This is a genomic window from Gilliamella sp. wkB72 (assembly GCF_001693745.1).
Classification (GTDB): domain Bacteria; phylum Pseudomonadota; class Gammaproteobacteria; order Enterobacterales; family Orbaceae; genus Gilliamella; species Gilliamella apicola_E.
The window spans coordinates 15,704-34,118 of record NZ_LZEI01000002.1 but is presented as its reverse complement, the minus strand read 5'-3'; the positions used below and the strand labels follow the sequence as shown (position 1 = coordinate 34,118).

The 18,415-nt window shown below is 33.7% G+C and carries 19 protein-coding genes; 10 read left to right on the top strand and 9 right to left on the bottom strand.

All coding sequences use genetic code 11. The features are described from left to right. The first annotated feature begins 3 nt into the window (after positions 1 to 3). Complete coding sequence (gene flgJ / locus A9G07_RS00555; RefSeq protein WP_065733618.1) at positions 4 to 993, top strand: flagellar assembly peptidoglycan hydrolase FlgJ; 990 nt, start codon at positions 4 to 6, stop codon at positions 991 to 993. A 94-nt stretch (positions 994 to 1,087) separates the two neighbouring features. Here the strand turns inward: flgJ and flgL are convergent, their stop codons facing one another. The 8 genes from flgL to A9G07_RS00515 form a co-directional block, all read right to left on the bottom strand. Further along, a complete protein-coding gene (gene flgL, locus A9G07_RS00550) occupies positions 1,088 to 2,026 on the bottom strand; it encodes a flagellar hook-associated protein FlgL (protein ID WP_065733617.1) in 939 nt (312 codons plus the stop codon). 15 nt (positions 2,027 to 2,041) lie between these two features. Then, positions 2,042 to 3,685, bottom strand: coding sequence for a flagellar hook-associated protein FlgK (flgK, locus tag A9G07_RS00545; protein WP_065733616.1), 1,644 nt, complete (start codon positions 3,683 to 3,685; stop codon positions 2,042 to 2,044). A 148-nt stretch (positions 3,686 to 3,833) separates the two neighbouring features. After that, positions 3,834 to 4,721, bottom strand: a complete 888-nt coding sequence (gene motB / locus A9G07_RS00540; RefSeq protein ID WP_065733615.1) for a flagellar motor protein MotB — start codon at positions 4,719 to 4,721, stop codon at positions 3,834 to 3,836. Then, positions 4,721 to 5,608 (bottom strand): flagellar motor stator protein MotA, encoded by an 888-nt coding sequence (gene motA, locus A9G07_RS00535; protein ID WP_065733614.1) that lies wholly within the window; start codon positions 5,606 to 5,608, stop codon positions 4,721 to 4,723. Before motA ends, motB begins: the two co-directional genes overlap by 1 nt. 55 nt (positions 5,609 to 5,663) lie before the next feature. Beyond that, the gene (gene flhC / locus A9G07_RS00530) at positions 5,664 to 6,269 is read right to left on the bottom strand and encodes a flagellar transcriptional regulator FlhC (RefSeq protein ID WP_081299485.1); all 606 of its coding nucleotides are present in this window, start codon (positions 6,267 to 6,269) and stop codon (positions 5,664 to 5,666) included. A gap of 13 nt (positions 6,270 to 6,282) precedes the next feature. Further along, positions 6,283 to 6,603: a flagellar transcriptional regulator FlhD gene (gene flhD / locus A9G07_RS00525; protein WP_141673924.1), complete on the bottom strand. Its 321-nt coding sequence runs from the start codon at positions 6,601 to 6,603 to the stop codon at positions 6,283 to 6,285. Between the two features lie 185 nt (positions 6,604 to 6,788). Further along, a complete protein-coding gene (locus A9G07_RS00520; RefSeq protein ID WP_065562536.1) occupies positions 6,789 to 7,505 on the bottom strand; it encodes an RNA polymerase sigma factor FliA in 717 nt (238 codons plus the stop codon). A gap of 172 nt (positions 7,506 to 7,677) precedes the next feature. Next, positions 7,678 to 8,490 carry a flagellin N-terminal helical domain-containing protein gene (locus A9G07_RS00515; protein WP_065562537.1) on the bottom strand — a complete coding sequence of 271 codons (813 nt, stop codon included), beginning with the start codon at positions 8,488 to 8,490 and terminating at the stop codon, positions 7,678 to 7,680. 660 nt (positions 8,491 to 9,150) lie between these two features. Here A9G07_RS00515 and fliD point away from each other — a divergent pair. Genes fliD through fliT form a run of 3 tightly spaced genes read left to right on the top strand, consistent with a single transcriptional unit; the run spans position 9,151 to position 11,317 of the window. Next, positions 9,151 to 10,584: a flagellar filament capping protein FliD gene (gene fliD / locus A9G07_RS00510; protein WP_065733613.1), complete on the top strand. Its 1,434-nt coding sequence runs from the start codon at positions 9,151 to 9,153 to the stop codon at positions 10,582 to 10,584. An 11-nt stretch (positions 10,585 to 10,595) separates the two neighbouring features. Further along, positions 10,596 to 10,964 carry a flagellar export chaperone FliS gene (gene fliS, locus A9G07_RS00505; RefSeq protein ID WP_065561862.1) on the top strand — a complete coding sequence of 123 codons (369 nt, stop codon included), beginning with the start codon at positions 10,596 to 10,598 and terminating at the stop codon, positions 10,962 to 10,964. A 2-nt stretch (positions 10,965 to 10,966) separates the two neighbouring features. Further along, positions 10,967 to 11,317 carry a flagellar protein FliT gene (gene fliT, locus A9G07_RS00500; RefSeq protein ID WP_065733612.1) on the top strand — a complete coding sequence of 117 codons (351 nt, stop codon included), beginning with the start codon at positions 10,967 to 10,969 and terminating at the stop codon, positions 11,315 to 11,317. A gap of 235 nt (positions 11,318 to 11,552) precedes the next feature. On the opposite strand, the gene fliE is transcribed toward fliT, so the two are convergent. Continuing rightward, the gene (fliE, locus tag A9G07_RS00495; protein WP_416380056.1) at positions 11,553 to 11,846 is read right to left on the bottom strand and encodes a flagellar hook-basal body complex protein FliE; all 294 of its coding nucleotides are present in this window, start codon (positions 11,844 to 11,846) and stop codon (positions 11,553 to 11,555) included. Between the two features lie 171 nt (positions 11,847 to 12,017). Between fliE and fliF the strand changes: the two genes are divergently transcribed. Genes fliF through A9G07_RS00465 form a run of 6 tightly spaced genes read left to right on the top strand, consistent with a single transcriptional unit; the run spans position 12,018 to position 18,362 of the window. Then, positions 12,018 to 13,712, top strand: a complete 1,695-nt coding sequence (fliF, locus tag A9G07_RS00490; protein WP_065733611.1) for a flagellar basal-body MS-ring/collar protein FliF — start codon at positions 12,018 to 12,020, stop codon at positions 13,710 to 13,712. Then, a complete protein-coding gene (gene fliG / locus A9G07_RS00485) occupies positions 13,712 to 14,710 on the top strand; it encodes a flagellar motor switch protein FliG (protein WP_065733610.1) in 999 nt (332 codons plus the stop codon). The genes fliF and fliG overlap by 1 nt, the downstream gene beginning before the upstream one ends. Then, entirely contained in the window at positions 14,694 to 15,452 is a 759-nt protein-coding gene (locus A9G07_RS00480; protein ID WP_081303307.1) for a flagellar assembly protein FliH, read from the top strand. Before fliG ends, A9G07_RS00480 begins: the two co-directional genes overlap by 17 nt. Next, positions 15,442 to 16,839 (top strand): flagellar protein export ATPase FliI, encoded by a 1,398-nt coding sequence (gene fliI / locus A9G07_RS00475; protein WP_065733608.1) that lies wholly within the window; start codon positions 15,442 to 15,444, stop codon positions 16,837 to 16,839. Before A9G07_RS00480 ends, fliI begins: the two co-directional genes overlap by 11 nt. Continuing rightward, positions 16,823 to 17,287, top strand: a complete 465-nt coding sequence (gene fliJ, locus A9G07_RS00470) for a flagellar export protein FliJ (RefSeq protein ID WP_065561869.1) — start codon at positions 16,823 to 16,825, stop codon at positions 17,285 to 17,287. Before fliI ends, fliJ begins: the two co-directional genes overlap by 17 nt. After that, positions 17,277 to 18,362 carry a flagellar hook-length control protein FliK gene (locus tag A9G07_RS00465; RefSeq protein WP_065733607.1) on the top strand — a complete coding sequence of 362 codons (1,086 nt, stop codon included), beginning with the start codon at positions 17,277 to 17,279 and terminating at the stop codon, positions 18,360 to 18,362. Before fliJ ends, A9G07_RS00465 begins: the two co-directional genes overlap by 11 nt. Positions 18,363 to 18,415: the final 53 nt, after the last annotated feature.

Genomic DNA, 18,415 nt, shown 5'->3' with positions numbered 1-18,415 from the left:
ATTATGAAAAACCTAGTTAATCAGTCTATTAATCGCTTTGCTTATGATTTTTCGAGCATTGGCCAATTAAGGCGTAACGCTGTTAGTGGATCAAGTGAAAGTGTCAAGCAAGTTGCCGATCAGTTTGAAACACTATTCGTCAATATGATGATGCAATCTATGCGAAAAGCCGTTCCTAATGGTGGATTATTTAATCAATCTGCAATGCAGTTATTTACTTCGATGTTTGATCAGCAAATTGCTCAACAGGCTGCAGGTAAAGGATTAGGTCTTGCCAATATTATTGCCAAACAATTAAATAATCAGCCAAATAGATCTATTACCCCACAATCTCAGGCTAATAATATTGAATTAGCACAATCTTTATTTAGTGATTCAAATTCATCGCCTGCGGCATTAGGTCAAATGCTTTACCAGCAAACGAATAAATTAACGAATACTAACGTCAAACCATTACCGCCAGCAGTTAATGATTTTGATAAAGACCATATCACGCAATTTATAGTCGAGTGGTTTGAACCAGCTAAAAAGGCATCCAAAATGTCAGGTATTCCTTATGAGGTTATCATTGCACAAGCGGCCTTAGAAACAGGTTGGGGTAAAAAGCAGATAAAAACAGCCGACAATCAACCAAGTCACAACTATTTTGGCATAAAAGCGACATCATCATGGAAAGGCAATTCAACTCGGTTAACAACACGAGAATTTTTAAATAACAATATGGTTAAGATTCAAGATGAATTTAGAGTTTATAAAAGTAAACAACATGCATTAGCAGATTATCTTGATTTACTTACCAAAAGCCCACGTTATCGTGCCGTTGTTAACGCACCTGATGCAAGAACCGCAGCCAAAGCACTGCAAGATGCACACTATGCAACCGATCCTAACTATAGCGAAAAGTTAATTCAAATTATTAGTCGAATTGAAGAAATTGCTAGAAATACACCGCAAAAATCAATATCAGGTTTTAGACAAATTGCCTTTAAATAATAACTAAATAAATTAACTAAATTTTAATGAAGTTAATAAATAGGAGGCATAAGCCTCCTGTTTATTAACGATTTAAATAAGTGATGACAGAAAGTTATTTCATTTGAAATAAGGACATATTTTGCATATTCATAAAAGTATATTGAGCTGCTTGTAAATTTGCCTGTAACATCACATAATCTGCAATGGCTTCATACCAATCAACATCTTCAATTTGGCTAATTTGTGTTTGAAAATCAATGTCCAAGGTTTTACCTAGTGCAGTTAATCGTTCAACTTCCGCCAACACATTACCACCTGCAGCCCTAACTGTTGAGATATTTTCAAACGAATTATCAACGCCTTGACTAGCTTTCGATAAACCTTCTCTGAATTGCGTAATCGCATCAGGGTCATTATCATCCAAATCGATATGCAGTACTTCTAATGCATAATCTATGCTAGCAAAAACATCACTTTCCACAGAACTATTGGCGCCTGACATAAAAATCTGATCACCAGTAAAACTTAATGACACTTCACGCGTATCATCAATGAAAATATTAATCGTTGTAGAACCACCGACATAATTAACTTTACCAGATTCATCCACAACAAAAGGAGGTGTATCATTTTTATTTCCAGCAAAGATATAATTGCCATTAGTGTCTTTAGCATTAGCTAACGAAATTAATTGATCTTTTAGTCCTTGTAATTTATTGGCTAAGTCACGTCTATTTTCATCGTTTAACGTCTCATTACCCGCATAAACTAGTGTCTCTTGAATTGATTGGATAACAGTATTCGCTTCTTTTAGTACTGTATCTTGGCGACTTAACGAGTTATTAACACTTTCACGAGCTGATTGATACTGAGTATTTCTTGATTGAGCCTGTTTTAAAATTAATGCTTGCGATGACCCCATAGGATCATCAGAAGGTGATAAGATTTTTTTACCGGTTGCTAAATGCAATCCTGATTTTTGCCATTTACTGTTGGTATTTAAAATACTCGTTAAATTTTTTTGATACATTGCATTAGTACTAACACGCATATTTAAACCCTTCTATTATTTAGCTAAACCTAAAATGGTATCGAATATTGTGGTTGCCGCATCAATAATCTTTGCATTAGCTTGGTAATACTGCATATAAACCTGCATAGAGATATATTCTTCTTCAATATTAACGCCTGATATTGATTGATTTTGCTCATAAATTTCTTGAGTAATATTATGACTAGATTGCGCTGAAATTTTAGCTGTCTGTGTTTCACTTCCCACATAACTAACTAAGGCGTTATAAGCACTATTTAACGTTTTAGTGCCATTAATTAATTTTTCATTTTGGATATCAAGCAATTTAGCTACATTACGATTATCGCCATTACCATTTTCATCATCATTAATACCTGTTGCTAGTTTGTTGACATCCTTAACTAGTAGCTGGAGTGATGATGCTACATCTGCAACAGGTTTAAGTAAGATACTATCACCCGCTACTGGATCACCATTTATTTCAATAGATAATCCATCAAACAATAATTTACCATCTTCAACTTGTGGGGTAATTTGCTTGTTATCAGATAATCTGGTTACGATCCAATCGTTACCATTAAACTCAATTTTATAATCAGATGCTTTGACGTCTGTCACTGAGTTATAGTTAATTTTAGCAGTGGCATTACCTTGATTTTGGGCGTTAGCAATACTAGTTGGGCTATGATAATCAAATAATTTCTGACCTGGTTCGCCATTAATATCAACCCCTGACATGTGTACTTCATTAAATCGTTCTGCTAGATTTAACGCAATCAAACCTAATTGGTTGCGAGCTTCTAGGAGTGGTCCATCACGAAAAGCTAATAATCCATTTAATCGGCCTGATGCGATATTTTGAGTTGATAGTTCTTGAGTCGCACCAGAATTATGAGTGTAAATAATTGTATTTAAAGCAGGATCATCTTTAGACGGCTGTACAGATAACTGAGTTGCCGATGACCCTTGTACTAAACTTAAACCATTAGGTAGTGAAATATTGTATTGTCCATTTTGCTCAGTAACAGTGATGCCTATCATCTCGCTTAATTCATTAACCAGTTGATCGCGTTCATCAAGCAATGCATTCGGCTCATGACCACCACTTACTGCCTGTAATCTCGCTATTTTTTGGTTAAGATCAGCAATTTGTTGGGTATAAGAGTTAATGGTATCAACATTATTAACAATTTCAGTATTGATATTGGCAATCTGATTTTTTAAATTCAATTCCGTTTTATTAAACTGACTGACTAACGAGCTAAGATCATTTATTACTGTTTGCTTGGAAGCGGCATCACCCGCATTTGAAGAAAGTTTATTTAAACTTGCAAACAGACTATTTAGTTGCGAGGAAATACTATTATCATTCTCCGCTAATAAATTATCGACTTTTGACAATTCATTGTAATAAGCCTTTATAGAGCCATTTTGTGATTGAGATTGACGTAATTGGCCAACCACAAAACTATTATATGCCCGATTAACTGATGATACAGATACACCGTTACCAACAAAACCATAATTATATTTAGTGCCATTTGCTTGTTGCAAAATTTGTTGTTGACGATTGTAACCAACGGTATGCGCATTACTAATATTATTGCTTATAACATTAAGCATATTTTGCGCAGCATTTAATCCACTAATACCGGTATTCATCAATGAATTTGACATAAAAGCTCCTAAATATATTTAGTCAATAATCAAATTATTAACTTAAAGGGTTATTCTTATATCGGATAAAAAAGATAAAACTTTAGTTATTTTTAGAAAATAATTGAAATTTAATTTTTTAACAGGCTTAACCTGTGTAATTCCAATGCTATTTTTCAGATTTAGTTGCTTGTTTTAAAAAATCTATTCCCGTCATTGTATTTTCATCTTCAATATATTTTTGAGCTGACTTATTCAAAATTAAAATACTAATACGGCGATTAGCATCTTTACTATAATTAGGATTGTTTAAACCTACCGTATCAGCTAAACCAATAATTCGAATAATTTTGCTTGAATCTAATCCAGCAGCGATAAGTTCTCGTCTTGATGAATTTGCTCTATCAGCAGATAATTCCCAGTTACTATAACCTCTATCACCTGTTATATACTGGCGCTCATCAGTATGCCCAGATAAGGTCATCTTATTGGGTAAATCGTTTATTATTGGTGCTAGAGCGTGAAGAATTTCTTGCATATTAGGATGAATAACTGCACTACCAACATCAAACATTGGTTTATCATCAGTTGCTAAAATCTGAATTCTTAACCCCATTTCAGTTAGTTCAACAATAAGATTAGCCGCTAATTTTTGCAGTCGAGGATCAAGTTCAAACGCCTCATAAATTTTACGAGCAGTTTCGATCAATTGATTTCTTTCAACTATATTGGGATCTATTGGTTGTTCATTTATTATGCTCTGTTGCTCTTCGCCCAAACTTTTACTGACATCATCGCCACCACCAGGAATAGGGCTTTCGCTATCGCTAATATTTTTACCACCATTTTGACCTAGTATTAATGGCGTTCTGAAATATTCGGCAATTCCTTGTAATTCTTGCGGGCTGGATTTGGCTATCAACCACATGACTAAAAAAAGTGCCATCATAGCAGTCATGAAATCTGCATAAGCAATCTTCCACGAACCACCATGATGGCCACCGCCATGCCCTGACTTTTTTTTAGAAATAATTATTCTTACTGGCTTATCTTTCATTATTCATTATTTTCTGTTGGGTTAGCATTTTTATCTTTCACTTCTTGAATATATTTTTCTAATTCAAAGAAAGATGGTCGCTCATGCGAAAAAATAGTTTTTCGACCAAACTCAATACAAATCTGTGGAGCATAATCATGCATACTGGCAATAAGAATAACTTTAGTACATTCTAAAATTTTTACTGTATCAGCATTCTTCTGTCTTAATAAAGCAGCTAGTGGCGAAACAAACCCATAAGCCAGTAAAATTCCTAAAAAGGTTCCAACCATAGCATGTGCAATAAGTTCACCCAACTCGCTGGCAGGCCTATCTGCTTGTGCTAATGTGTTAATCACTCCCATAACCGCAGCCACAATCCCAAAAGCAGGTAACCCATCGCCCACACTAGAAATCGCATCTGCAGGTTTTTCTAACTCATGGGTATACGTCTCAATTTCTTCATTCATTAATGCTTCAATTTCATAAACTTCCATATTTCCGCTAATCATTAAACGTAAATAATCAGTGATAAAATCGCATATTTGTGGATTGGCAAGAATAAGTGGATACTTTTTAAATAACTCACTCTCTTTTGGATTATCAATATCTTCTTCAATAGATAACCCCCCATTTTGACGTATCTTAGTTAAAATGGTGTACATTAAATTAATTAATGTTAAATAAAGAGTTTTATTATATTTTGATGTTTTAAATAAACTACCTAACGATTTAAGTGTAGCAATTATTGCTTTCTTTTCATTACTTACAATGAAAGCACCAATAGCTGTACCACCAATTATCAGAAACTCTAATGGTTGAAAAAGTACTGCCAAATACCCTCCACTTAGCACATAACCAACTAAAGCAGAAGCGATAACAACAATATATCCTATAATTATTAGCATTGGCTTTCCTTTATCTCTATAAAATGTAACTAAACTTTTTTAATTAATTGCTTATCTAAACCGTTACCTGATTTGCGGTGACTAAGTTGAATGCACTAGGTATTGATAAAACTTGTAAGCATTTTGCTTGGCTTTCTTTATGCGTTTTATTATTTTTTTCGGCCCTTGATGGCGGTTGGCATAAACTGCAAACAAAACTATTATGTGGCTGGTAAGCGTGTGTAATAAATCGCCCTTTACACTCTTTGCAACACGATTGCTGCATAACATTACTTTCAACAAATTTAACTAAAATCCATGCACGAGTTAAGCCTAAAACCGGCTCTTCATCGTGATGAAGGGAACATTGCTCTAAATAAAGTTGATAAGCTTTAACAATTGCATGAACTCCAGATTTAGTACCATGCTTGACTAAAAATCGGTAAGCATTATAAAACATGCTTGAATGAATATTAGGCTCCCAAGTCATAAACCACGTGGTAGAAAAAGGGAGTAAACCTTTAGGTGGTGGGCATCCTTGGATTTCTTTATATAATTTAATCAGCTTTCCACGGCTTAAATTAGTTTCACTTTCCAACATTTGAATTCTAGCGCCGAGTGTAATTAATCGAATAGCTAATTGGACTTCTTTATATTTTTGGATAATGCTTTTGCTACTCATTTTTATCATTTACCTACTTATTAATAGAATCTAAAAGTAAGCTTGATAGAAGGATCCCTGTATGCATCTGCTTTATATCACTAACGCGAGACTCTTCAGTTAATTTTTCCATCATTGCTGAATTTTTAAATCGAAATTGAAACGTTAATTGATTGGTTTCAGATAAAACCAACATTTGAGAAGCACTTAAATTACTCAAAATATCAGCGGTTTTTTCATCAATTCCTAATCGATACATTGCCATCACTTTATCTTTCTCTATCATTCTTTGGCTTAATAAAAGCGTTGAAAGATTTAAATGATGTATACATTTCAAAATATCGTCTTCTTGTATATTTCCCAATTTACTCACCAAAATTTATATTTTTCTCGCATAAAAAAATGCGAAATCAGTAAAAAATATCTTAATTCGTTTTTTTTCACTTAAAGTTACATTTTTAAAAGCAAAAGGTCAATAAAAAAATCATTTCGATTTATTTTCAATTTATTTTTTCATGTTTTACTGTTTTATTCTGTTTTTTATATATTAATTTTACTTTGTATTCGTTTTATTGCTTGGCTATGTAATTGACTTACGCGAGATTCGCTAATATCTAACACTTTTCCAATCTCTTTTAAATTCAACTCTTCTTGATAATAGAGCGCTAAAACCATTTTTTCTTTTTCAGGTAAGTTATCAATTTGTTGAACAATAATATTGCGAATTTCATCATTAATAATAAAAGCAAAAGGATTGTTATCGGAATCAGGCTCAATCAGCGCATCCAAATTATCGCCGAGTTTTTTTTGTATCTCATCGTAAGAACAGATTTGGCTATAATTTGAATCTAATAACACCTTGCGATATTCAGTAAGAGACAATTGCAGATGTGCAGCTATCTGGTGATCATTAGGTGGGACACCTAAAATTTGTTCCAATTCATTAATGGCGTTAGTGACATCTTTAATTTTTTTTCGGGTTTGCCTTGGTAGCCAGTCACGACTACGCAACTCATCTAACATTGCTCCCTTTATTCTAGGAATAGCAAATGTAGTAAAAGTATAACCTTGTGCTGCATCATAACGTTTTATGCATTCTAATAAACCGATATAACCAACTTGTAACAAGTCATCAAGCTCAATCGTCGTCGGTAAACGAACAGCTAATTTCAACGCTTCATTACGAACTAAATAGATATATTGTTGCCAATCGATTTGATTCACTACACCCTGAGAGTTATACAGGTTATCACTCATTTCCTAAACCATTGTAAAAAATGCTAAGGAATATTATGACGATAATTGACTGAGTTAATGGCAAGAATAAAGTATTAAAAAATAGGTAATTAACATTATTAGCAATAATGGTATTAAAAAATACCATTATTACTATAGTATAAAAATTAAAGTAAAATTTTAGAGGTATACTTTATTGTAATAAAGACAGTACAGATTGAGGTACTTGGTTAGCTTGTGCTAATACTGAAGTACCTGCTTGTTGTAAAATTTGACCACGAGTCATATTAGATACTTCTTCAGCATAATCTGCATCTTCAATACGGCTACGCGCTGAGCTTAAGTTATTTACTGTATTGTTGATGTTAGTTACAGTTGACTCAAAACGATTTTGTACCGCACCAAGCTCACCACGTAATTCATCAATTTTTGATAATGCTGCATCAAGTGTTTTTAAAGGATCTGCTGTTGGGCTTGAAGAAACATTAAATGAAGCTAAACCGAGTTCAGTACTGTCAATTTTTTTCAAATTGATTTCAATAGTTTCACCATCATTTGCACCCACTTGTATTTTAAGTGTTTTATCAGCAGATAATACTTTAGTACCATTGAAATCAGTTTGTTTAGATACACGGTCTATCTCTTCTAAACGTTGATCAATTTCGTTTTGAATTGATTCTAAATCGCTTTGAGAGTTTGTACCATTTGCCGCTTGAACAGTCAATTCACGAATACGTTGAACGTTGTTATTAATTTCGTTTAATGCACCTTCAGTTGTTTGAGCTAAAGAGATACCGTCATTTGCATTACGTGCAGCTTGAGTTAAACCACGAATATTTGAAGAAAAACGATTAGCGATTGCTTGACCTGCTGCATCATCTTTAGCGCTGTTGATACGCATACCTGATGATAGACGCTCAATTGCAGTTCCAAGAACACTTTGAGAATTATTCAGATTGTTTCTTGCCATTAAAGACATAGTATTGGTATTAATTACCTGTGCCATTTTTATCTCCTTTAATATGATTAGTTAGATCAACGAGATATTGAAAATATTATTCAATACTTTTGCTGATGATTTAGTTATCGGTATTAAAAAAAGAAACTTTAATATTTTTTTAATTTTTATTTTATGTCGTCGAATAAAACCGAATAACTAATTAAGTTTGATGAAACGATCAGAGGTCCTAATACATTTTTATATGTAAATTAATCGGTAAAAAACAGTTGATAGCCTTATTTAATAAAGGCCGCGGCAAAATTGTCTAAACTCCTATCTATTTAAATAATTGCAATAAATTTACTAATAATAGAAATTATATTAGAAAGATCATTACTTAATTTTATTTTTAAATTACGACCGCCATCCTTAAAACCATTTAGAAAAACATTTAGCTTTTAACACTCTAAAATATCAAAGTTCATTGATTAAAAAGATAATTTATTACTCCAGTAGCAATATATCACCTACATCTTTTTACAGTGCAAAATTGATATGGATATAACATTGATAACTGAATAAATAACTGGTTTTTGAATAGGTAAAATCGTCTAGCAATATATGCATTGCCAAAACCTAATTATTTATTAGTAAAAATATCTAAACTTTTTATTACATCAGTCGATAAAACAAGAGATGAAAGAATTTATAATAGGATAATAAAACATGGCAATGAGTATATTGGGGATTGGTTCTGGTATTGATTTAAATGAAGTATTAGATCAATTAGAAGCGGTAGAAAAAAACCGTCTTACGCCAATAAAAGCACAGCAAAAAACAATTAATAATAAAATAAGCGGTTTTGGCAAATTAAAAAGTGCATTATCAACATTTAATAGCGCAACAGCAAAACTACAAAAAAAAGAGCTGTTCCAAGCTAGAACGGTATCGGGCAATGACAACTACTTTACTACTAACGTAAGTAGCAATGCTCAATTAGGTAATTATGCAGTGAGTGTGCAACAACTTGCAAGCGCACACAGCGTTGCTACTAATACAATAAACGATAAACAAACAGCGTTAGGTAACAATAATGAAACGCGAACAATCACCATCGAACAAGCTAATGGTCAAAAATTAAATGTCACTTTAGGTAAAGATGAAACATCCTTAGAATCAATCGCAAATGCAATTAACCAAGCTAAAGTGGTTAATGAAGATGGTTCAATCAGTGAATCTCCCGTTAATGCCACAATTGTTCGTTCAGGAACCGATAGCTATCAACTGGTTATCACATCTAAAGAAACAGGTGAACAACAAACTATAACTTCAATATCATCCGATGATGAAAAACTCAATTCATTAGTTGGTTTTGATATTAATCAAGCTGATTCATCAGCAATGAGCGAAATCGCTAAAGCGCAAGATGCTAAATTTAGTTTTAATGGTATTACCGTCAATAGTGCATCAAATACCGTTAAAGATGTCATCCCTGGCGTTGATATCACTTTAAAAGCAGTAACCACCACATCGCAAAATTTAACTATTACCGCGGATAACGAAAAAACCCAAGAGGCACTTAAAGAGTGGGTGGAGGCATTTAATCAATTACAATCAACGATATCAGCCTTAACTCAATTTACTGCTAGTGATGCCAATTCAGATGAATTAAATAGTAATAATGGACCACTGGTTGGTGATTCAACACTACGTAATATAGATCAAAGTATCCGATCTATCTTTTCGAAAGGTCAAGCTGGTGAAATCTCTGTATTGGCTCAAATCGGTATCAATATGGATAGTAATGGCAAGCTAATTATTAAAGAAAACGAATTAGAAAAAGCCCTCAAAGAAAACAGTGAAGCAGTCGCCATGCTATTTATTGGTGATGGTGAAACGACAGGCATAGCTAACGAAGTATGTGCCAAAGTGAGTAGCTTCATTGATAGTGATGGTATGATTGATACCGCAACTAACGGCTTAAACTCAACCTTAAAATCATTAGATAAACGCTATGATCAAGTTAACAACTCTATTGACCAAACTATTGAACGTTATCGCGTGCAGTTTACTAAATTAGATATCTTGATCAATGAATTAAATGGTATGAGCAATTACTTAACCACGCAATTCGAAATGATGGCGAACATGAAAAAATAAGGAATATAAAAATGGGAGTTCAAGCTTATAAGCAAGTTAATTTAGAAACGAGTGTTAATCAGGCTTCGCCACATCAGCTTATTGTTTTATTATTCGAGGGCGCACTTAATGCTATTCGTTTAGCTGAGTTATATATAGAAAAAGGGAATATTGCAGGCAAAGGGCAAGCCATTTCGAAAGCAATTAATATTATAGATAATGGACTTAAGAGTTCACTTGATCTAGAGCAAGGTGGTGAAATTGCCGAAAATTTAGATCAATTATATCAATACATCAGTCAGCAGTTGGTTTTAGCCAATTTACATAATGATAAAGACAAACTGCAAGTCTGTTTTAATTTGCTTGATAACATTGCTCAAGCTTGGCGGGAGATAGCATAGTTATGGGAATATCAGTTTTAAATAATAATTTATTATTAGAACAATATGAAAAGCTTAATTATGTTGTTGAGCAAATGCTAATTAATGCACAAAAAGAAAACTGGGAATCATTAATCAGCTGGCAAGCTCAATACCACCAATTATCTAAAGATATCCAACTAAATGTTACAGATACTATAGCATTACCTCAGCAAGATATTATTCGAATGTATATCAATAATATTTTGGGTTATCAAGAGCAATTAGAACAATTAATACATCTACGGCATGGTGAACTTACCAGACTCATTGGCGAGCAGGTTAATTATCAAACTAAAATAGATAGTTACCAAAAAATTGCCAACCTAGCATAATTCACTAAGTAATCAAAAAGATCGACTAAAAATAATTGAGGAGCGGGGTTTTTGGCATATTAGAATCGCTAAAAACCCCGCTCCTCAAAATTTTTTTATTATTAAATTAAACTTGTTAAGGTTATAAAAGGTGAATAGTAGGCTGACTTTTTAACAATATAGATGAAAACCAATTTTTGATAAAAATTGGTAGTTGATGAATGACGATTTTTAAACAAATAGAATCATTAATAAATTAAACATTCATATTCATGATTTCTTGATACGCTGCTACTAACTTATTTCTAACTTGCACGCCAAATTGCAATGAAACCGAAGACTTTTGCATATTAACCATCACTTCATTTAATGAAACATTAGGTTCACCCATTTCAAAAGCTTTAGCTTGCTTACTTGCTTCAATTTGAGTTTGGCTAATTTTATCTAATGCCATTTTTAATTCAGCAACAAAATTTTGCTCTTTACTTACCTGTTGATTCGAAGAAAAATCCAATTTAGTTGCCGGATTGAAAGCCTCGATACTGTTCATCATATTAATTATATTCATCTTAATAAAATTACCGCTTAAATTATCACAAAGATAACAATCTAAAAGCGATAACTAAAGGGTAAAGCATGTGCTTTTTTAGCTATTGATTTTTATAAATACACAGATAATAGACCCTAGAATTAATCTAACCTGTTTAGAATTAGGATACATATGGATAGCCAGTCAGTGGGTAACAAAGGCGAATCAATATTGAATAAGTTACCATTTATCAATCAATTAAAACAAAATCGAAAAATGCTGCTCCTTATTGTAGGAGTGATCGTAATTGCTATAAGTAGTATCACCTATTTATGGCTTAAGAGTGATGCTTACGGTGTGCTATTTAGTAATTTGAATGATAAAGATGGCGGTGAAATCATTAGCCAACTTGATAAGATGAATATTCCATATAAGTTTTCATCATCCGGTACAACGATCTTAATTCCCGAAAATAAAATTTATGATACTCGCCTACGAATTGCTCAACAAGGTTTACCTAAAGGCGGTGCTATCGGTTTTGAACTGCTTGATAAAGAAAGTTTTGGAATGAGCCAGTTCAATGAACAAATCAATTATCAACGAGCATTAGAAGGCGAATTATCTAGAACAATTTCAATCATTAGTAGTGTTGATGATGCCAGAGTGCATTTGGCTATGCCAAAACCCTCTTTATTTGTTAGAGAAAGAAAATTCCCTTCTGCATCAGTCGCATTAACTTTATTACCTGGTCGCTCGCTATCTCAAGGTCAAATTGACGCTATTATCCATCTAATTTCAAGTAGTGTGCCGGAATTACAAGCGGATAAAGTCACTATCATCGATCAAAACGGTAATTTATTGACTGGAGAAAAATACCGCGATACTAACGTTAATGTTGCCCAATTAGAATATAGTGAACGAATCGAAAATTTGGTGCGTGAACGCGTAGAAAAAATCATTATACCGATTTTAGGTAAACAAAATGTTAAAGTTCAAGTTAATGCTGACATTGATTTTAGCAGTCAGGAATCAACATCCGAAATCTATGATCCTAATAGCGATGTTAACAATCAAACCATTCGCAGTAAGCAGCAAGTTGAAAACCGTCAATTAGCATCAAGCAATGCTATTGGTGGTGTACCAGGGGCTTTATCTAACCAACCAGTACCCACACCAAGTGCACCTATTGATGGAGAGAATGAAGTAAAAGATAAAGACGACAAGCAAAAAATGTATCATTTACAATCCAATAATACGTTGAACTTTGAAGTTAATCGTCAAATTATTCATAGCAAAATTCCTGAAGGCCGTATCAAGCGCTTATCTGTCGCGGTTCTAGTTAATTATAAATTTGCGACAATCAATGAAGTTGCATCGTCAAATGAAGAAAATCAAAAAAATGAAGCGGTCGAAAAATGGGTAAAACTCGATAAAGAAGAGCTTACTCATATTGAAGCATTAGCACGTCAAGCTATTGGATTTTCTGACTTACGTGGTGATTCATTAACAGTAGCAAATTTGAAATTTACAGATCAAATAGATGATGAAAATGACGCCATCACCTTTTTACAAAAACATGAAGTTTACGACATGCTGAAAACGGCAATTAAATATCTAATTTATATCTTAATAATATGGTATGCATGGCGAAAAGTACTGCGTTCGGTATGGATTAAGATTCAAAGACAATACCTCAATACGGATAAATCTGACGGCACGATGGGCGCTGAAGATAAGCTTGATTATAAAGCACACAGTAAACTGCAACAGAAAATTTTTGAAGATAATATGCAACAACAGCAATACATCCGAAAAATTGTCGAAAAAGATCCTCGTGTAATGGCTCTCATTATTCGTGGTTGGATGAACAAGAAGGACACCGAGTAATGAATTTAAGTGAATCTCAAAAAGCAGCGACAATTTTAATGATTTTAGGTGAAGAATTAGCTGCAAAAGTAATGCAATTTTTAGACCATAAAGAGGTACAACAAATTAGTAGTGCCATGATGGGATTACCACAATTAACCCAAGAACAACTCAAAAATATTCTTAATGATTGTCAAACCACACTTGATGATTGTGCCGTATTAAATACCGATACTAATGGCTATCTACGAAAAGTTCTCGAAAAATCAATTGGTAGTGATAAAGCCAGCCGTCTACTTGATGAACTGTTAGATACCGATATTGAAGATACTACCGATGGCTTAAAAATGCTTAATTTTGTTGATGCGGCCAGAGCTGTTGATTTAGTTAAGAAAGAGCATCCACAAATTATCGCCACAATTTTAGTTCACTTAAATCGTGACTTAGCTGCTGAGATATTAAATCTATTTGATGATGATCTGCGTAATGATGTAATGCTACGTATTGCAACCTTCGGTGGAGTAGAGCCTTCAGCGCTAGAAGTTTTATCAACATCGTTATCAACTTTACTACATGGACAAAATATTAAACTTAATAATATGGGTGGTATCCGCACCGCAGCAGAAATCATCAACCTGATGAAATCACAACAAGAAGAATTGGTTATCAATGCATTACGTGATTATGACAATGAGTTAGCTCAAAAAATCATTGATGAAATGTTCTTATTCGAAAATCTGGTTGATGTGGATGATAGAAGTATCCAACGTCTACTCAAAGATGTGGATAATGAAACCTTAATTATTGCCCTGAAAGGTGCGACAGAACCATTACGGGAAAAATTATTATCGAATATGTCGCAACGTGCTGCATCTATATTACGTGAAGATTTAGAAAACAGACCACCAGTGCGCTTGTCACAAGTTGAAACCGAACAGAAGAAAATTTTGGTTATTGCTCGTCGTTTAGCTGAAACTGGTGAGATGATCTTAAGTAGCGGTGATGATGAATATGTATAATCAAGCTAGTACCTTAACTTGGAAACCATTACACTTTCAAGATTTAGCAGAATCATCACCACTTATACCAGAAACCGATGAGCTAGAAGAGAGTGAACCAGAACTTGAAATAGTCGATGAGGCCGATACCAATTTTATTGATATTAATAGCCCTGAAATAACGCTAGAACTTGAAAATATCAAACAACAAGCAAGAGAAGAAGCCTATCAAGAAGGCTTTAATCTAGGTAAAGAAGAAGGTTTCAATATTGGTAAACAAACAGGGTATGAGGAAGGGTTAACAATAGGCCAACAAGAAGGCCTGGAGAAAATAGAACAACAGATAAACGAAGAAAAATTAAATACTGTTGAATCCATCAAAAATCTAGCAATTCAATTTCAGCAGTCAATTAATCAAATTGATGAAAAAATTGTACCAAAGCTATTTGATCTCGCTTTACTTGCCGCTGAAAAAACTGTTGGTTCGTTATCCAAAGTAAAACAAAAGCAATTAATGCATTCGATCAAGTCATTAATTGAACAAAATACAATTACACCGATTGTGGTTCGAATCAATCCGAATGATTTTTTATGGCTAGAGCCACTGCTAGATGATCAACTAAAAAACGAATGGCAATTTATTGCCGATGCAAATATAGAATTAGGTGGCTGCAAAATATTTACTGAAACAAATGAGATCGACGCAAGTATAACCAATCACTGGCAAATTATTTCAGACACAGTGCATGGAGATGAGTGTTAAGGTGAGCTTTTGTACGCAATGGGCAACTAAAATTGATAGTGCTAAACAGAAATTAGAGTCTGCATCTTTAATTCGTCAATATGGTCGATTGGTTAAAGCGTCTGGTCTTGTTCTAGAAGCTATTGGTTTAAAACTACCATTAGGATCCAACTGTTTTGTTGAACGACAATTAGATGGCAATATCCAAGCGGTTGAGTGTGAAGTAATTGGTTTTAAAGGAAAAACACTATACCTCATGCCGTTTGAATCAACTGACGGTATATTACTCGATGCAAGAGTTTATACATCACAATATGATTTAACACATTTTAGTCACAAAGTTTTACCAATTGGTATGGGGTTATTAGGCCGAGTTGTCGATGCAATGGGAAAACCTCTCGATGGCAAACCATTACCTGAAGATATCGAATATGAAGGATTAATTAATAAAACACTAAATCCGCTAACCCGAACACCAATTCATCAAGTTCTCGATGTTGGCATTCGTGCAATCAATGCATTATTAACCGTTGGTCAAGGTCAGCGAATGGGGCTTTTTGCAGGTTCAGGCGTTGGTAAAAGTGTTTTACTTGGCATGATGGCAAGATACACCAAAGCCGATATTATTGTGGTTGGTTTAATCGGTGAGCGAGGTCGAGAAGTAAAAGATTTTATTGAAAATATTTTAGGTGAAGAGGGCTTAGCTCGATCTGTTGTTGTTGCCGCGCCAGCTGATGTATCGCCATTATTACGTCTACAAGGTGCAGCCTACGCGACTAAAATTGCTGAAAAATTTCGTGACCAAGGATTTAATGTATTACTCATTATGGATTCATTAACACGATACGCCATGGCACAACGTGAAATAGCCTTAGCGATCGGTGAACCACCAGCGACTAAAGGATATCCTCCTTCAGTATTTGCAAAATTACCCGCATTAGTTGAAAGAGCCGGTAATGACGCAGAAGGCAAAGGCGCTATTACCGCTTTTTATACCGTGCTAACCGAAGGTGATGACCAGCAAGATCCTATCGCTGACTCAGCTAGAGCAATTCTCGACGGACATATTGTTTTATCCCGTTCTCTTGCCGAATCAGGTCATTATCCAGCTATTGATATTGAAGCATCAATAAGTCGCGTGATGACAGAACTAACCAAAGACGAAAAAAAATCACGGTTATTTAAGCAATTATTTTCAAGTTTCCAACGAAATCGTGACTTAATTAATGTTGGGGCTTATGTAGCAGGAACCGATCCTTTATTAGATAAGGCAATAACGCTTTTTCCTGCTATGCAACAATTTTTACAACAAGGAATTTATGAACATTGTAGTTATCAAGACGCTTATCAACAGTTAGCAAGAATTGTTGATTCAAACTTAGGAAAGAACAATGGCCAATCAATATAATGGTAAATTTGCCTTTTTAACATTAAAAAAGTTAGCTGAAAAATCAGTCGACGACAAATTGATTAAATTAAAAAATGCGCATGATAATAAGCGTAATGCTCAATCACAACTAAATGTATTGAATGATTACTATAATGAGTACCAACAGCGCTTAAATAAAGCGTTATCAGTTGGCATTACAGGATCAGAACTGAACAATTTTAATGCTTTTATTACTGCTATTGAGCAAGGGATCACACAACAAAAAAAGTTATTGTTAACTTTAGAAATTAAACAAAAACAGATCACCAATGAGCTAAATCAATCACAAAAAAGTCTCAATACTTACACCACATTATTGGATAAACAAGATAAAAAACTACTGCTACAGCAAAGCCGTTTACAACAAAAATTAACCGATGAATTTGCACAGCAGCAGTTAGCAAGGAGAATGTTGAATGAATATTAATCAGTTTAGTGATATCCCATTAATATCACCTATAGAATTGAATGAAATATCAATTATTGAAGACGACTTTTTTCAGCTTTTATTACAGTTTAATGAAAAACAAGGCGAAAATAATAGCCTAGCCAAAGCTAATATTCTCGAGAACAAACTCGATCATCAATTAGATCCTCAAGAAGAGGAAGATAGTGATGAATTATTCACATTATTTCCACTAACTTTGCAAATCGATGAACAGCCTATAATTAATAATGAGCATAATAATACTCAACAGCCAGCGATACGTGAATTAAAAATTAATACTACAGCTAATGATATACTTTTAGAGACACCAGCTTCTGATGATATCAATGTAGATGAAAAAGCAGCAGAAATACTCACTATTATTAATAGTAGTGAACAAGTGATCATTAAAGCAAATGAACAAACGAGCTTGCTAACGAATGATGAGCATAATATATCAACAAATATAAACTCTGTTAAAACCTCAAATCAACCATTACCAACTCTTACTAATACTCAAAATACTAATATTGATTTACCTATCACCAATGTTGATATTAGCCACTTTGAACAAGAACCTACATTACTAGTCCATAGCCAAAATCAATTAACCTCATCAACACCATTAATTGAAAGTCAAAAAACGTTAAATATAAATTTACCTATGCCAATGGATATTACTGAATGGCAAAAAACATTAAACGAAAAAATTAGTCTCACTTGTCGTCAAGGTATCCAAAATGCGGAAATCAAATTACACCCTGAAGAATTGGGTTCGCTGCATATTAAATTGGCAATAGTTGATGACAAAATGAACCTTCACATGGCTGTTGCACATAATATGGTTAAAAGCGTGTTAGAATCAGCTTTACCCCAATTAAGAACTTCATTGGAAGAGCAAGGTATTATGTTAGAGCAGACCGATATTAGTGATTTTTCAATGATGAATGACTCCTCATCACCTTATAAACAAGAGCTTGAAATAGAACAATTAATGGACGATAAAAATCAAACACTTCATGAACTTGAACATCCATCAAACATTGTTCAATCCGGGTTAAGTATTTTTGCCTAAATAATAGTATTTGAAACAGTACTACGTAGCTAGAGATTAAAAAGGTTGAATAG

What these genes read in the sequence shown, in the direction of transcription:
- motB (WP_065733615.1), bottom strand. Translation starts at nt 4,721, where the DNA reads ATGAAAGATAAGCCAGTAAGAATAATTATTTCTAAAAAAAAGTCAGGG.
- fliD (WP_065733613.1), top strand. Translation starts at nt 9,151, where the DNA reads ATGGCAATGAGTATATTGGGGATTGGTTCTGGTATTGATTTAAATGAA.
- A9G07_RS00515 (WP_065562537.1), bottom strand. Translation starts at nt 8,490, where the DNA reads ATGGCACAGGTAATTAATACCAATACTATGTCTTTAATGGCAAGAAAC.
- A9G07_RS00520 (WP_065562536.1), bottom strand. Translation starts at nt 7,505, where the DNA reads ATGAGTGATAACCTGTATAACTCTCAGGGTGTAGTGAATCAAATCGAT.
- A9G07_RS00480 (WP_081303307.1), top strand. Translation starts at nt 14,694, where the DNA reads ATGATGAATATGTATAATCAAGCTAGTACCTTAACTTGGAAACCATTA.
- fliT (WP_065733612.1), top strand. Translation starts at nt 10,967, where the DNA reads ATGGGAATATCAGTTTTAAATAATAATTTATTATTAGAACAATATGAA.
- fliE (WP_416380056.1), bottom strand. Translation starts at nt 11,846, where the DNA reads ATGAACAGTATCGAGGCTTTCAATCCGGCAACTAAATTGGATTTTTCT.
- A9G07_RS00465 (WP_065733607.1), top strand. Translation starts at nt 17,277, where the DNA reads ATGAATATTAATCAGTTTAGTGATATCCCATTAATATCACCTATAGAA.
- flgL (WP_065733617.1), bottom strand. Translation starts at nt 2,026, where the DNA reads ATGCGTGTTAGTACTAATGCAATGTATCAAAAAAATTTAACGAGTATT.
- fliG (WP_065733610.1), top strand. Translation starts at nt 13,712, where the DNA reads ATGAATTTAAGTGAATCTCAAAAAGCAGCGACAATTTTAATGATTTTA.
- flgK (WP_065733616.1), bottom strand. Translation starts at nt 3,685, where the DNA reads ATGTCAAATTCATTGATGAATACCGGTATTAGTGGATTAAATGCTGCG.
- flgJ (WP_065733618.1), top strand. Translation starts at nt 4, where the DNA reads ATGAAAAACCTAGTTAATCAGTCTATTAATCGCTTTGCTTATGATTTT.
- fliI (WP_065733608.1), top strand. Translation starts at nt 15,442, where the DNA reads ATGAGTGTTAAGGTGAGCTTTTGTACGCAATGGGCAACTAAAATTGAT.
- motA (WP_065733614.1), bottom strand. Translation starts at nt 5,608, where the DNA reads ATGCTAATAATTATAGGATATATTGTTGTTATCGCTTCTGCTTTAGTT.
- fliS (WP_065561862.1), top strand. Translation starts at nt 10,596, where the DNA reads ATGGGAGTTCAAGCTTATAAGCAAGTTAATTTAGAAACGAGTGTTAAT.
- fliJ (WP_065561869.1), top strand. Translation starts at nt 16,823, where the DNA reads ATGGCCAATCAATATAATGGTAAATTTGCCTTTTTAACATTAAAAAAG.
- fliF (WP_065733611.1), top strand. Translation starts at nt 12,018, where the DNA reads ATGGATAGCCAGTCAGTGGGTAACAAAGGCGAATCAATATTGAATAAG.
- flhC (WP_081299485.1), bottom strand. Translation starts at nt 6,269, where the DNA reads ATGAGTAGCAAAAGCATTATCCAAAAATATAAAGAAGTCCAATTAGCT.